This window comes from Thiocystis violacea (genome assembly GCF_016583565.1).
In the GTDB taxonomy this organism is placed as follows: domain Bacteria; phylum Pseudomonadota; class Gammaproteobacteria; order Chromatiales; family Chromatiaceae; genus Thiorhodococcus; species Thiorhodococcus violaceus_A.
The window spans coordinates 163,532-176,277 of record NZ_NRRF01000003.1 but is presented as its reverse complement, the minus strand read 5'-3'; the positions used below and the strand labels follow the sequence as shown (position 1 = coordinate 176,277).

The 12,746-nt window shown below is 62.3% G+C and carries 12 protein-coding genes; 2 read left to right on the top strand and 10 right to left on the bottom strand.

Going from position 1 to position 12,746, the window contains the following annotated elements; all coding sequences use genetic code 11:
* Positions 1–135: 135 nt before the first annotated feature.
* The 3 genes from CKO23_RS02415 to CKO23_RS02405 form a co-directional block, all read right to left on the bottom strand.
* Positions 136–894: a hypothetical protein gene (locus tag CKO23_RS02415; protein WP_200328145.1), complete on the bottom strand. Its 759-nt coding sequence runs from the start codon at positions 892–894 to the stop codon at positions 136–138.
* 185 nt (positions 895–1,079) lie between these two features.
* Positions 1,080–1,322, bottom strand: a complete 243-nt coding sequence (locus CKO23_RS02410; RefSeq protein WP_200328144.1) for a hypothetical protein — start codon at positions 1,320–1,322, stop codon at positions 1,080–1,082.
* A 94-nt stretch (positions 1,323–1,416) separates the two neighbouring features.
* A complete protein-coding gene (locus CKO23_RS02405) occupies positions 1,417–1,713 on the bottom strand; it encodes a hypothetical protein (protein WP_200328143.1) in 297 nt (98 codons plus the stop codon).
* Between the two features lie 110 nt (positions 1,714–1,823).
* On the opposite strand from CKO23_RS02405, the gene CKO23_RS02400 reads away from it, so the two are divergent.
* Both CKO23_RS02400 and CKO23_RS02395 read left to right on the top strand, forming a co-directional pair.
* A complete protein-coding gene (locus CKO23_RS02400; protein WP_200328142.1) occupies positions 1,824–2,501 on the top strand; it encodes a DNA-methyltransferase in 678 nt (225 codons plus the stop codon).
* 154 nt (positions 2,502–2,655) lie between these two features.
* On the top strand, positions 2,656–4,086 hold the full coding sequence (locus tag CKO23_RS02395) for an integron integrase (protein WP_200328141.1): 1,431 nt from the start codon (positions 2,656–2,658) through the stop codon (positions 4,084–4,086).
* A 259-nt stretch (positions 4,087–4,345) separates the two neighbouring features.
* On the opposite strand, the gene urtE is transcribed toward CKO23_RS02395, so the two are convergent.
* The 7 genes from urtE to argE form a co-directional block, all read right to left on the bottom strand.
* Positions 4,346–5,041: an urea ABC transporter ATP-binding subunit UrtE gene (gene urtE, locus CKO23_RS02390; RefSeq protein ID WP_200328140.1), complete on the bottom strand. Its 696-nt coding sequence runs from the start codon at positions 5,039–5,041 to the stop codon at positions 4,346–4,348.
* 4 nt (positions 5,042–5,045) lie between these two features.
* A complete protein-coding gene (gene urtD / locus CKO23_RS02385; protein ID WP_200328139.1) occupies positions 5,046–5,888 on the bottom strand; it encodes an urea ABC transporter ATP-binding protein UrtD in 843 nt (280 codons plus the stop codon).
* Positions 5,885–6,970: an urea ABC transporter permease subunit UrtC gene (gene urtC, locus CKO23_RS02380; protein WP_200328138.1), complete on the bottom strand. Its 1,086-nt coding sequence runs from the start codon at positions 6,968–6,970 to the stop codon at positions 5,885–5,887. The genes urtD and urtC overlap by 4 nt, the downstream gene beginning before the upstream one ends.
* Positions 6,971–6,976: 6 nt before the next feature.
* Positions 6,977–8,608 (bottom strand): urea ABC transporter permease subunit UrtB, encoded by a 1,632-nt coding sequence (gene urtB / locus CKO23_RS02375; RefSeq protein WP_200328137.1) that lies wholly within the window; start codon positions 8,606–8,608, stop codon positions 6,977–6,979.
* Positions 8,609–8,818: 210 nt separating this feature from the next.
* Positions 8,819–10,093 (bottom strand): urea ABC transporter substrate-binding protein, encoded by a 1,275-nt coding sequence (gene urtA, locus CKO23_RS02370; RefSeq protein WP_200328159.1) that lies wholly within the window; start codon positions 10,091–10,093, stop codon positions 8,819–8,821.
* Between the two features lie 296 nt (positions 10,094–10,389).
* Complete coding sequence (gene ypfJ / locus CKO23_RS02365; RefSeq protein WP_200328136.1) at positions 10,390–11,310, bottom strand: KPN_02809 family neutral zinc metallopeptidase; 921 nt, start codon at positions 11,308–11,310, stop codon at positions 10,390–10,392.
* Positions 11,311–11,399: 89 nt separating this feature from the next.
* Complete coding sequence (gene argE, locus CKO23_RS02360) at positions 11,400–12,584, bottom strand: acetylornithine deacetylase (RefSeq protein WP_200328135.1); 1,185 nt, start codon at positions 12,582–12,584, stop codon at positions 11,400–11,402.
* Positions 12,585–12,746: the final 162 nt, after the last annotated feature.

The window sequence follows — 12,746 nt, the reverse complement described above, 5'->3', positions numbered from 1 at the left end:
CTTGATGACGTCTTCTGGACTGTAATGATTTTCTTCAACCGCATGAACGGCAATTTTTCGAATATAACTCATCACCTCGTCAGGGATTAGACGTGCATCGGATAACCAGTTGGGTTTCATGATAGGCCTCATCATTTAACTATCGTATAATGACTTAGACGCCTCATTGTGATTTTTGTTCCAGTAAATGCCTGGATTATTAATACGGTGGCTATATCTTTCTGGAGTTGGCGACTCCTCTGATTCGGCCATTTCCAGCAATGCTTCGGCCGCTCGGTAGTTTTGGGCGAAGATATTCATGACCCCAGGACCGGCAGAGAGTTGATCTTTGGGGACATCTTGTTCTTCCGAGAACAAATGAGCGTTTTTCTGGATAGAGTCTTGGTAGTCGTCGAGAAACTTGGATGCTTTCTTAACGATTTCGTCCCTTTCGTTATCTACCGGCTCGTGATCCAGCCAGAACCGAATTACAAGCCTAGCGTTGGAAATCACGCTGCGAATTTCAGCCATAAGATGTTCGTCGATTTTCAGCAAATAGCCCCATTCCATACCAAGGGGTGAGAGTTTGTTTACATTGTTTTCGGCACGGCAACGGGCGGCAAGCACATTAGGCGAGCCGTAAAGCAACTTTAGCATGCGATATGCCAGTAGCGTGTTATGGAAAGCAAGATCAGCGGTATCGAACTCTGCAAACAGTACGCTATCTGGATTTGGCTTTGCTAGGGTTGAGACATGGAATTCAGTATCGGTCCCGGGTGGATAACAATGCTGAACGTCTGGTTCAAGATGATCTGGCGATAGATCTGCATTGGAGCGCTCTACCAGCGTGTAGGACTTGGCGAGTCCTTTGTACTGGATCTGTCTTCGAATAGCTCTTACGTTGTCTCCGTTCATCAAGATACACCAATTCGGTTGGAGGGAGACACGGCGCTATTACCTGGCGCCTAACGAAAAGGGTAGCGGGCCGCCCGCGCGATGAGCTTGCGGACTTGGTACGACCTTGACCGGGCGGTCCCGCTGACCCGCTGGTTAGGCGAATTCTTGATTCGACAAAGGGACTTGAGCGTTTGGCCAGAACGCTAAATGCCTTTCAGGGAGTCTAGGACGACATCGCTAGGATCCAAAAGCCATTCCTGGCCGGAAGCATCGACAAAAATATAGCATTCATTTTCTTTATGAAGATGATGCGGTACGATCCAGTCTTGTGTGTTCGATTGTCTGTCGTAGTGACATTCGATATTGTCTACTTTGCCATCTTCAAGCTTTGCGCCGATAATTGGGAGGCCATTCGGGGCAGTAAGGTTCAGTTTCTGGAATGGCATTGGACACCTTTAGTCTTCGTGTAACCATGAATTGGCGGCGTTGTCATCGTCTTTCTGAATACTGCGGCCTGTCGTCTGCTCCTTTGGGCTTTTATCAGAAAGCCTTTGCCGCTTCTATGATTGCTTTTCTGTAAGCCGCAAAGAGAGCATCCCGGTTATAGCTACGGTTGCCGAATATACGATAAACGGTTCTTCCCTCAGACGATGTGGATACTTCGAGATTAGAATTGAACTTGAGTTCCAGCAGCGATTCTCTTGCATCGCCGCCTTTGTATATCAGCGCGACTTGTCGCGCAATGGCCTTCATTTTTTCCCGTTGCTCATCGGTGCCGCCCTCAAAAACCACCTGATTGTCAGCGGCAAAGCTCTTCAATTTGGAGAAAAAACCCATAGCCACATCCTCTATCTATTGTCAAGTTGCCGGTTGCGCCTAACGACCAAGCTCAGCCGACGGCCGCTGAGCGGTAGCGAAGCGGGCGGTCGGCTGGAGCGACTTGTTAGATGCGCCACACACCGGAAACGACAGTGGAAAAAGTAACGATAGGACAAGCCGAACTCTGGCGCGGCGACTGCTTGGAGCTGCTCGAGCAGATGAAGGCCGACGCGGTGATAAGCGATCCACCCTACGGCATGAAATGGAACACGAACAGCAGCAGGTACTCAGGCGGTGAGACGCCAGAAACACGCGGGCGCGGGATTGACTGGGCGCCAGTGCATGGGGATGCAGAGCCGTTTGATCCTTCGCCGTGGCTGGCCTTCCCGCGTGTGGTGTTGTTCGGCAGCAACCACTATGCACAGCGCCTGCCAGTAGGCTCGACGCTGGTGTGGGTAAAGCGGCTGAGATTCGGCACATTCCTGAGCGATGCCGAAGTGGGCTGGATGAAAGGCGGGCACGGCGTGTACTGCCACCAAGACGCCAGTATGAACGGGGCCGGGGCGAATTTTGAAAAGCTGCACCCGACACAGAAGCCGGTTGGCCTCATGGCGTGGTGCATGGAGCGGGCGAAGGTGCCGGCAGATGGTGTGGTGCTCGACCCGTACATGGGAAGCGGGACCACCGGCATCGCGGCTATTGAGACAGGCCGCCGCTTCATCGGAATTGAATTTGTGCACGAGTATTTCGACCGCGCATGTGAACGGATACAGGCGGCACAGGCACAGGGCCGATTGGCAATCTAACAGTTGAGTAGACAGAATGTCGGTCATGCGTGCTAGGCAGATTCTGTCTAGTTCCGATAGGGTGGATTCTGCCTAGCTCCGAAAGCCCCAAGGTTGCGACAAGGGGGTTGGTGTGTACAATTCGATTGAAAGTACACGGACTGGACGCTAGCACATGGCGCAAGGTGACTCAACCACTGCTCATGCGATCGAACGCTTTTGGGAGCGATTTCTCGATCTTGCTCGGAATCGGGGCGCGAAGGACTCCGCGCTACCTTGGTATGTACGGCATGCTGAGACCTATCTGAGGGCGTTTCCTGAGAAGCGTCTTGCGATGCACTCGGCACAGGACGTCGCCGGCTATCTTGAGCGGGTGGGCCGACTAGACAGAATCTCGGACTGGCAGTTCGAGCAAATCATCGATGCTATACAGAATCTTCTGGAGACCGCACGGGTGCCGATTGTCGATGAGATCGACTGGGAATTCTGGCGCGATTCGGCGCGCACGCTGACACCGAATCATCCGACGATTGCACGGGAGTCACTACCGGCTCAGATCGGCTCCGGGCAAGAGAAGCCGGTTTCGGGGGCTCGGTTCAAGCAGAAGCAGAATGCGCCGTCGGCGCTCGATGACGCGCGCGAGGCGCATCGCGCGCTGCTGGAGCGGATGATGGCTGAGATCCGTCGGCGCAACTATTCGATCCGCACGGAGCAGGCTTACGAATCTTGGGTGTGCCGCTTCATTCTGTTCTGCGGCAACCGTGATCCAGAGACGATCGGCGTGGACCGCATCCGCGCTTTTCTCGAAGACCTGGCGGTGCGTGGCAATGTGTCGGCCAGCACGCAGAGCCAAGCCTTGAATGCCATCGTGTTCCTCTATAAGCAGGTGCTCGGGCAGTCGTTGGATGAATTGGGGGACTTCACCCGGGCGAAGCGGCCAAAGCGGCTGCCCGTGGTGCTGGAGCGCGGTGAGGTGGCGCGCCTGCTGTCCGGGATCGAGGGGACGCAGCATCTGATGGCGGCGCTCTTGTACGGCACCGGGATGCGGCTGATGGAGTGCGTGCGGTTACGTGTTCAGGATGTCGACTTCGAGTATCACCAGATCGTCGTGCGTGACGGCAAGGGACAGAAGGACCGGGTGGTGCCGTTGCCGGCGCGGCTGGAGCAGCCGTTGCGGGAGAATCTGAGGACAGTTCGCGAGCTGCATGAGCAGGATCTCGCACAGGGGCATGGCGAGGTGTTCTTGCCGGATGCCTTGGCGCGCAAATGGCCCAACGCGGCGAAGGAATGGATCTGGCAGTACCTGTTTCCCAGCGGTCGCTTGTCGGTGGACCCCCGCAGCGGCAAGACGCGGCGACATCATCTGCACGAGAACGGCTTGCAGAAGGCGGTGAAGGCGGCGGCGCAGCGAATGGGCATCTCGAAGAAGGTGAATTGCCATAGTTTGCGCCACTCGTTTGCAACGCATCTATTGGAAGCGGGTTATGACATTCGCACCGTTCAGGAATTGCTCGGGCATGCGGATGTGTCGACGACCATGATCTACACGCATGTGCTCAACCGCGGTGGTAGAGGTGTGGTCAGTCCTCTGGATGGATTGCTTTAGCCTCGGCGGAAAAGGGGGCTGTTGCTGGGAAGCGCGGTTTCGCTCTGGGGGGAAAGCAGGAAACGCATTGATCCTCTGCGCTTCTCATTTGCGGGCGTCAATCATGGTTGCGCCCGCGTCACTTCGGAGGTTGGACAAGCGCGACGTGTTGCACCAGCGTCGGCGCGGGATTCGGTGGACTTCGCTCTCGCTCTTCCACCCTACTGGTTGAACCGATGGTCGAGGCTCATTTCCGCTGGAACAAGCCTTGGAGTCGTGCTCACACGGTCAAATATTCCCGCACCAGCTTTTCATCCAGCTCCTCCATCACTCCCTTCGCCACAGCCCGACCTCGATCCAGAATACAGAACCGATCCGCGACCCGCCGCGCGAACGGCAGCTTCTGCTCCACCAGAATCACGGTCAGTCCAAGGTCTTGATTGAGCTTGCGGATGATGTCGCCGATCTCGGCGACGATGTTGGGCTGGATGCCTTCGGTTGGCTCGTCGAGGATCAGGAGCTTGGGGTCGATGCCGAGTGCGCGGCCGATGGCGAGCTGTTGCTGCTGACCGCCGGAGAGGTCGCCGCCGCGTCGGCCCATCATCTCCTTGAGCACGGGGAAGAGCTCGAAGATGAAGGGCGGGATGTCGCGCTTGCGGTCCGGGCGTGCCGGCAGGCCGATCCGCAGGTTCTCCTCCACGGTCAGCAGCGGGAAGATCTGGCGGCCCTGGGGGACATAGCCGATGCCGAGGCTGGCGCGCCTCTCGGCGGACTGCTTCAGGAGATCCATGTCGCGGTAGATCATGCGCCCCGAGGCAACCGGCAGCAGGCCCATGATGCACTGAAGCAGCGTGGTCTTGCCGACGCCGTTGCGGCCCATGATGCAGGTGCACTGGCCTTCGGGGACCTCTAGGTCGAGGTCCCAGAGGGTGTGGCTCTGGCCGTAGAACTGGTTGAGCCCTGCGATTTTCAGCATGGTCTCAGTGCCCATCGCCGCCTCCCAAGTACACCTCGATCACCCGCGGATCATTCTGCACCTCGTCCATGGAGCCCTCGGCGAGCACGCTGCCCTGGTGCAGCACCGTGACCTTGTTGGCGATGGAACGCACGAAATCCATGTCGTGCTCGACGACCACGACGGTGTGGCGCCCGGCGAGCGACTTCAGCAGCTCGGCGGTGCGGTCCATCTCCTGGTGGGTCATGCCGGCGACGGGCTCGTCGACCAGCAGCAGGTGTGGGTCCTGCATCAGCAGCATGCCGATCTCCAGCCACTGCTTCTGGCCGTGGGAGAGGGCGCCGGCGCGGCGGGCGCGGTGCTCCTGCAGACCGATGGTCTCCAGCACAGCGTCGATGCGCGCGTGCTGCTCGGGCGTCAGGCGGGCGACCAGGGTCGGCCAGACGCGCTTGTCTGCGGCCATCGCCAGCTCCAGGTTTTCCATGACCGTCTGGTGCTCGAAGACGGTCGGCTTCTGGAACTTGCGCCCGATGCCGACGCTGGCGATCTCCGGCTCGCTCAGGCGCAGCAGGTCGATGGTCTGGCCGAACCAGGCGGTGCCGGTATCGGGCCGCGTCTTGCCGGTGATGATGTCCATCATGGTCGTCTTGCCGGCGCCGTTCGGCCCGATGATGCAGCGCAGCTCGCCCGCGTCGATGTAGAGGTTGAGGTGATCGATGGCGCGGAAGCCGTCGAAGGTCACCGAGATGTCCTCAAGATACAGGATGGTGCCGTGGCTGATGTCCAGCTCCAGGCCGGTCTTGGGGACCATGAACTCCCAGACCTGGTCGCGGCGCATGGTGGTGCGCAGGTTATCCAGCGTCTTCATGCCGTCGTCTCCTTGCGGCGCAGCAGGCCGGCGATGCCGTAGGGCAGGAAGAGCGTCACCAGCACGAAGAGGCCGCCCAGGGCGAACAGCCAGGCGTCCGGCATGACGCCGGTGAGATAGGTCTTGCCGTAGTTCACCAGCAGCGCGCCCAGTACGGCGCCGTAGAGGGTCGCGCGCCCGCCAATCGCCACCCAGACCACGATCTCGATCGAGTTGATGGGCGAGAACTCGCCGGGATTGATGATGCCCACCTGCGGCACGTAGAGCGCGCCGGCGATACCCGCCAGCACCGCGGAGAAGGTGAAGACCCAGAGCTTGAAGCGCTCCACCCGATAGCCGATGAAGCGCGTGCGGCTCTCGGCGTCGCGGATGGCGACCGTCACCCGCCCCAGCTTGGAGGTCACGATGGTGCGGCAGGCCAGGTAGCCGCCGGCCACGGCCAGGGCGCTGGCGATGAAGAGACCGATGCGCGTGACGTCCGACTGGAGATCGAAGCCGAGCAGATCCTTGAAATCGGTCAGCCCGTTGTTGCCGCCGAAGCCCATCTCATTGCGGAAGAACGCCAGCATGAGGGCATAGGTCAGGGCCTGGGTGATGATGGAGAGATAGACCCCGGTGACCCGCGAGCGAAACGTCAGCCAGCCGAAGACGAAGGCCAGCACGCCGGGCACCAGCATCACCATCAAGGCTGCGAACCAGAACATGTCGAAGCCGTGCCAGAACCAGGGCAGCTCCTGCCAGTTGAGGAAGACCATGAAGTCCGGCAGCTCCGGGTTGCCGTAGACGCCGCGATCGCCGATCTGGCGCATCAGGTACATGCCCATGGCATAGCCGCCGAGGGCGAAGAAGGCCCCGTGGCCCAGGCTCAGGATGCCCAGATAGCCCCAGACCAGATCGACGGCGATGGCGAGCAGGGCGTAGGTCAGATACTTGCCCAGCAGCGTCACCGTGAAGGTCGACACATGCATGGGGCTGTCCGCCGGGACGGCCAGATTCAGGATGGGGACCAGGATGGTGGTCAGCGTCAGCAGGGCCAGGAAGATCTGCCCGCCGCGATCGAGATGAAGCGTACCGAGTCGCATGGCCGGTCAGCCCTCCGCCGCCCGGCCCTTCTGCGGGAAGAGCCCGCGCGGCCGTTTCTGGATGAAGAGGATGATGAAGACCAGAACCAGGATCTTCGCCAGCACGGCGCCGGCCCAGGGCTCCAGGATCTTGTTGACCACGCCGAGCGACATACCCGCCACCAGCGTCCCCCAGAGGTTCCCGACCCCGCCGAAGACCACGACCATGAAGGAGTCGATGATGTAGGACTGCCCCAGGTTGGGGCCGACATTGGTGAGCTGGCTGAGCGCCACGCCCGCCACCCCGGCGATGCCGGAGCCCAGTCCGAAGGTCAGTGCATCGACCCGCGCCGAGCGCACCCCCATGGCGCGTGCCATGGCGCGGTTCTGGGACACGGCCCGCACCTGGAGCCCGAGCTGGGTCTTGCGCATCACCAGATAGAGCGCGGTGAAGACGATGAGGCAGAAGGCGATGATGTACATCCGGTTCATGGTCAGCGACAGCACGCTGTTGATCTGCCAGGAGCCGGACATCCAGTCCGGGTTGGCGACCGGCACGTTCTGCGGCGAGATGAGGGTTCGCACCAGCTGCTGCAGGATGAGGCTGATGCCGAAGGTGGCCAGAAGCGTTTCCAGCGGTCGGCCGTAGAGGAAGCGGATAACGCCGCGCTCGATGAGGATGCCGACCGCGCCCGAGACGACGAAGGCCGCCGGGATCGCCAGGAAGAGCGCGAGCCCGATGTGACCAGGCATCAGCTGCTGCACGATATAAGTCGTATAGGCGCCGAGCATGATCAGCTCACCGTGAGCCATGTTGATGACCCCCATGACGCCGAAGGTGATGGCCAGCCCGATGGCCGCCAGCACCAGGACCGAGCCCAGGCTCAACCCGAAGAAGAGGGTCTCGGCGAAGCCGTAGAGGTCGCGCTTGAATTGGATGGCTTCCAGCAGACGCTCGCCGGTGGCGCGGACCTCGGCATCCTGCTCCTGGCTCAGCAAGCGCTGGATGCCGCCCTGAACCGCCGGGTGCAGGTTGCCCTCCAACTGATCCAGTGCCTCGATGCGCCGCGCCGGCTCCTCCGCCTGGAGGTCGGCTAGCGCGATGGCGGCGGTCATGCCCTCGCGTACCTGGGCGTTCTTCTCCTCGCCGGCCAGGTCTCGCAGCAAGGCCAGGCTGTCCGCGTCCACGCGGTCGAGCATCTCGTTCACCGCGGTGAGGCGCACGGAGGCATCCGGGTGGGTCAGGTTGAGCGTAGCGACGGCTGTGCGGAGCTGAGAGCGCAGCCGGTTGTTGATGCGGATGGGCTTGAGGTCACGCTTAGCGGCGGTTCCGGCTGCCGTCTCCGTCAGGGGATCGACCAGATCATAGCCCGCCTCGCCGCGCGCCCCGATGAAGAGCTGGCCATCCTCCTTGCGCAGATAGAGCTTGGAGTCCTGGAGTGCGGCGAGCAGGTCGCGCGCCCTCGGGTCGCCGCTGGCGGCGACCAGGGCGACGCCCTGCTCGACGGCTTTGTAATCGTTGGTCTGGATGAGTTCGACGCCTTGCTCCAGCTCGGCCGGACCGGCCTGAGCCAGCGGGACAACGACGATGAAGGTGAGCCCTGCGATCAGGCAGAGGCGTAGCGCCGACAGCGCGCTAGGGAGACATCGGGTTGGCATACCGGAACCTCGAGCCGCAGCCGAATGGGTTGCGGCTCTGCTGGAATTGGAGGACGCAGTGAGTCACGCCAGGGGCGGAGGTTTGGCCGAGGCGCGAGGCCCAAGGTGGGAGCGGCGCCCCGCCGCGACGGTGCCCAGCAGGTGCCGGGCCGATCGCGCCGGGGCGGCGCTCCCACGAGTTTGCCGAATGCTGTACCAGAGCCTTATGGCTCAGTAGTTCTGCCCCGAACAGGTCTTGGTCACGCTGTTGTAGTTGCCGCAGGAGATCGGCGGCGTCCAGTCGGCGGTGATGTCCTTGCTGCCGGGCAGGAAGTCGGACCAGGCATCGCCGGGGACTTCCGCGTCGGTCTCGGAGACCACGGCGAACTGACCGTCGTCTTGGATCTCGCCGATCAGCACCGGCTTGGTGATGTGGTGGTTCTTGAGCATGACCGCCTTGCCGCCGGTCAGGTTCGGTGTCTCCAGCCCAATGATGGCGGCGGCGACCTTGTCGGTATCCGTGCTGCCGGCCTTCTCGACCGCCTTCACCCAGAGATTGAAACCGATGTAGTGGGCCTCCATGGGGTCGTTGGTCACCCGGTCGTCGTTCTTGATGAACGTATGCCAGGTGTCGATGAAGGACTCGTTCTCGGGCGTGTCGACGCTCATGAAGTAGTTCCAGGCCGCCAGGTGCCCGACCAGGGGCTTGGTGTCGATGCCCGAGAGTTCTTCCTCACCCACGGAGAAGGCGACGACCGGGATGTCCTCCGAGGAGATGCCCTGGTTGCCCAGTTCCTTGTAGAAGGGCACGTTGGCGTCGCCGTTGATGGTCGAGACCACGGCGGTCTTCTTGCCGGCGGAGCCGAACTTCTTGATGTCGGAGACGATGCTCTGCCAGTCGGAGTGACCGAAGGGCGTGTAGTTGATCATGATGTCGGCGTCCGCCACGCCCTTGGCTTTGAGGTAGGCCTCGAGGATCTTGTTGGTGGTGCGCGGATAGACGTAGTCGGTGCCGGCCAGCACCCAGCGCTTCACGCCGAGGTCGTTCATCAGATAGTCGACCGCCGGAATCGCCTGCTGATTCGGCGCGGCGCCGGTGTAGAAGACGTTCTTGGAAGACTCCTCGCCCTCGTACTGCACCGGGTAGAAGAGCAGCCCGTTCAGCTCCTCGAAGACCGGCAGCACGGACTTGCGCGAAACCGAGGTCCAGCAGCCGAAGACCGCGGCGACCTTGTCCTTCTCCAGCAGTTCACGGGCCTTCTCGGCGAAGAGCGGCCAGTTGGAGGCGGGGTCCACGACCACGGGCTCGAGCTGCTTGCCGAGCAGGCCGCCTTTCTTGTTCTGCTCGTCGATCAGCATCAGCATGGTGTCCTTCAGCGTCGTCTCGCTGATCGCCATGGTGCCGGAGAGTGAATGGAGGATGCCGACCTTGATGGTGTCGGCGGCGCTCGCGAGCGAGGACATGCCGAGGGACAGCGCGGCGGTCAGGGCAGCGGCCGATGCCATGAATCTAGTCTTGGTCATGTGCGCGAAGGACTCCCATTGATATTCGTCATTGGATCGGACAGGGAGCAAAAAGCAACCACTGTGCCAGAGGAGTCCATGCCCCCGAAGCGCCTTGAGGCGCACGCCGTGAAACGCCGATCGGCGCAGAGGCAGGGGGCAGCGCTGCACTATGCTGGTGCGTCGCTGTTAGGTACGCACCGTCCGGGGCTCGGAATCGGTGCGAGGGCGCCTGGATCGCGTCAGTCGCGTCGTCAGGCGTCCGCGGCGGAGAGGAGGTGGATGTTCGGAGACGGCCCTTACAGCTGCTTTGCCGAGAAGGTATCGCAGGCCGAAAGCTGGCCGGATTGAAGCCCGCGTTTGAACCAGCGCACGCGCTGCGCGGAGCTGCCGTGGGTGAAGCTGTCTGGCGTGACCTTGCCGTGGCTCTGGCGCTGGAGGCGGTCGTCGCCAATCGCGGAGGCCGCGTTCAGCCCCTCTTCGACGTCGCCCTGCTCCAGGATGTTGCGCGCCTTGTGCGCGCGATTGGCCCAGAGTCCGGCAAAACAGTCGGCCTGCAGCTCCAGGCGCACGGAGAGCTGGTTCGCCTCGACCTTGCTGGAGCGCCGGCTGCGGGTCTGCACCTGCTCGGAAATGCCGAGCAGGTTCTGGACATGATGCCCGACCTCGTGCGCGATGACGTACGCCTGGGCGAAGTCGCCCGGCGCGCCGAACTCATTGCGCAGCTCGTCGTAGAAGGCGAGGTCGATGTAAACCTTCCGATCGCCGGGACAGTAAAAGGGGCCCATGGCCGCCTGGCCCAGACCGCAGGCGGAGCGGGTCATGCCGCTGAAGAGCACCAACTGGGGATCCGAGTAACGCTTGCCTTTCTCGCTGAAGATCGCGTCCCAGGTGTCCTCCGTGTCCGCGAGCACGACGGAGACGAAGTCCGCCAGCTCATCCCGGCCGGATGGCGACAGCGCTCGCCCTTGGCTGGGCGCGGGATTTTGAGACGGCCCCGTCTGCTCCATGGGGACCTGACCGAGCTGGGAAAGCAGCACCGTCGGATCGACGCCGAGGAAAAGCAGGACCACGACGACGATGATGGTCCCAAGCCCCCCGCCGACGCCGACCTTCCGCCCGACGCCATAGGGCCGTTGCGAGCCATAGGGCAGGCCGCCCAGGCCGCCGCCGCGGCGGTCCTCCACATTCTCGCTTCGTCTGCCGGTCTTCCAACGCATGCGATTGATCTCCAGCTTCTTAATCTGGCTCCCACGCCGGAGCGTGGGAGCCGTTCATTGAGGCTCCAGCGTCGCGGCTCGATGTCGTCTCAGGCGCTGCCGCTGGACGCGGATTCGTGGCCGTCCGCGCAAAACCGCTGGATCAGCGCCCTCAAGATCTCCAGCGTTGGCGGAATCCGCTCCAGCAGCAGGAATTCGTTCGGCTGATGCGCCTGCGCAATATCGCCTGGTCCCAGCACCAGGGTCTCCATCCCGAGCTGGTTGAAGAAGGGCGCCTCGGTGCCGAAGTTGACCGCCTCCGCCGCGTGACCGGTCAGCTTCTCGCTCGTCCGCACGATGGCGGACTCGGCCGGCGTCTCGGCTGGCGGGATCGCCTCGAACAGTGGGCTGACGGACCACTGGAGTCCACGCCGCTCACCGACCGCCGCGACCCGGCGCGTCAGCTCGGTGCGCAGATCCTCGGCCGTCAGGCCCGGTAGCAGGCGCATGTCCAGGTGCAGCTCGCAGTCGCCGCAGATGCGATTCGGGTTGTCGCCACCATGGATGTGGCCGAGGTTGAGGGTCGGGTAGGGAATGTGGAAGGCAGGGTGATGGTGCGCCAGCTTGAGCTCCTCGCGCCAGGCCAGAATGGCGCCGATCGCCTCGTGCATGCCTTCCAGGGCATTGTTCCCCAGGCTGGGGTCGCTGGCATGGCCGCTGCGCCCGACCAGTCGAATCGCCTCGCCCATCACGCCCTTGTGCAGTCGCACCGGTCTGAGCCCGGTTGGCTCGCCGATCACCGCATAGCGTCCCAAGGGCCTGCCGGCATTCGCCAGGGCGCGGGCGCCGTGCATGGCCGACTCCTCGTCCGCCGTCGCCAGGATCATGAGCGGACGCTTCAGGTCTGCCGCGGCCAGCCCGCGCGCGGCCTCGATCGCCAGGGCGAAGAAGGACTTCATGTCCGAGGTGCCCAGTCCGTAGTAGCGGCCATCCGCCTCCGTGAGCTTCAGCGGGTCATAGTTCCAGAGCGGCGCGTTGAAGGGCACGGTGTCCGTGTGCCCCGCAAGCACCAGCCCGCCGGGGCCGCTGCCCAGGGTTGCCAGCAGGTTGCACTTGTCTGGGTGGCCTGGGATCTCAAGGATCTCCACCGCGAAGCCGGCATGCTCCAGCCAACCGGCGAGCAGCTCGACCAGCGGGCGGTTGCTGTGGTCGAAGTCGGGTGTGACGCTGCTGACGGACAGGGTACCGATCAGCTTTTCGAGCATGGTCTGGAGGGGAGGAGCCTGCGTGGGCATGGAGTCTTCCTAGTGGTGCGCCGAACTCGTGGGACGGGGATGGAGCCGCACCCTGATCATGCCATGCCAGGATGCTGTCGCGACACTGTGACCGGCGGCGCGCTGCGCCTTGCCGATCCCGCCACTTGACCCTTACCTGGTCAGTCGCCAACTCCCGACCAG

What these genes read in the sequence shown, in the direction of transcription:
- urtB (WP_200328137.1), bottom strand. Translation starts at nt 8,608, where the DNA reads ATGCCAACCCGATGTCTCCCTAGCGCGCTGTCGGCGCTACGCCTCTGC.
- CKO23_RS02395 (WP_200328141.1), top strand. Translation starts at nt 2,656, where the DNA reads ATGGCGCAAGGTGACTCAACCACTGCTCATGCGATCGAACGCTTTTGG.
- urtA (WP_200328159.1), bottom strand. Translation starts at nt 10,093, where the DNA reads ATGGCATCGGCCGCTGCCCTGACCGCCGCGCTGTCCCTCGGCATGTCC.
- CKO23_RS02415 (WP_200328145.1), bottom strand. Translation starts at nt 894, where the DNA reads ATGAACGGAGACAACGTAAGAGCTATTCGAAGACAGATCCAGTACAAA.
- urtC (WP_200328138.1), bottom strand. Translation starts at nt 6,970, where the DNA reads ATGCGACTCGGTACGCTTCATCTCGATCGCGGCGGGCAGATCTTCCTG.
- argE (WP_200328135.1), bottom strand. Translation starts at nt 12,584, where the DNA reads ATGCCCACGCAGGCTCCTCCCCTCCAGACCATGCTCGAAAAGCTGATC.
- CKO23_RS02400 (WP_200328142.1), top strand. Translation starts at nt 1,824, where the DNA reads ATGCGCCACACACCGGAAACGACAGTGGAAAAAGTAACGATAGGACAA.
- urtD (WP_200328139.1), bottom strand. Translation starts at nt 5,888, where the DNA reads ATGAAGACGCTGGATAACCTGCGCACCACCATGCGCCGCGACCAGGTC.
- CKO23_RS02405 (WP_200328143.1), bottom strand. Translation starts at nt 1,713, where the DNA reads ATGGGTTTTTTCTCCAAATTGAAGAGCTTTGCCGCTGACAATCAGGTG.
- CKO23_RS02410 (WP_200328144.1), bottom strand. Translation starts at nt 1,322, where the DNA reads ATGCCATTCCAGAAACTGAACCTTACTGCCCCGAATGGCCTCCCAATT.
- ypfJ (WP_200328136.1), bottom strand. Translation starts at nt 11,310, where the DNA reads ATGCGTTGGAAGACCGGCAGACGAAGCGAGAATGTGGAGGACCGCCGC.
- urtE (WP_200328140.1), bottom strand. Translation starts at nt 5,041, where the DNA reads ATGCTGAAAATCGCAGGGCTCAACCAGTTCTACGGCCAGAGCCACACC.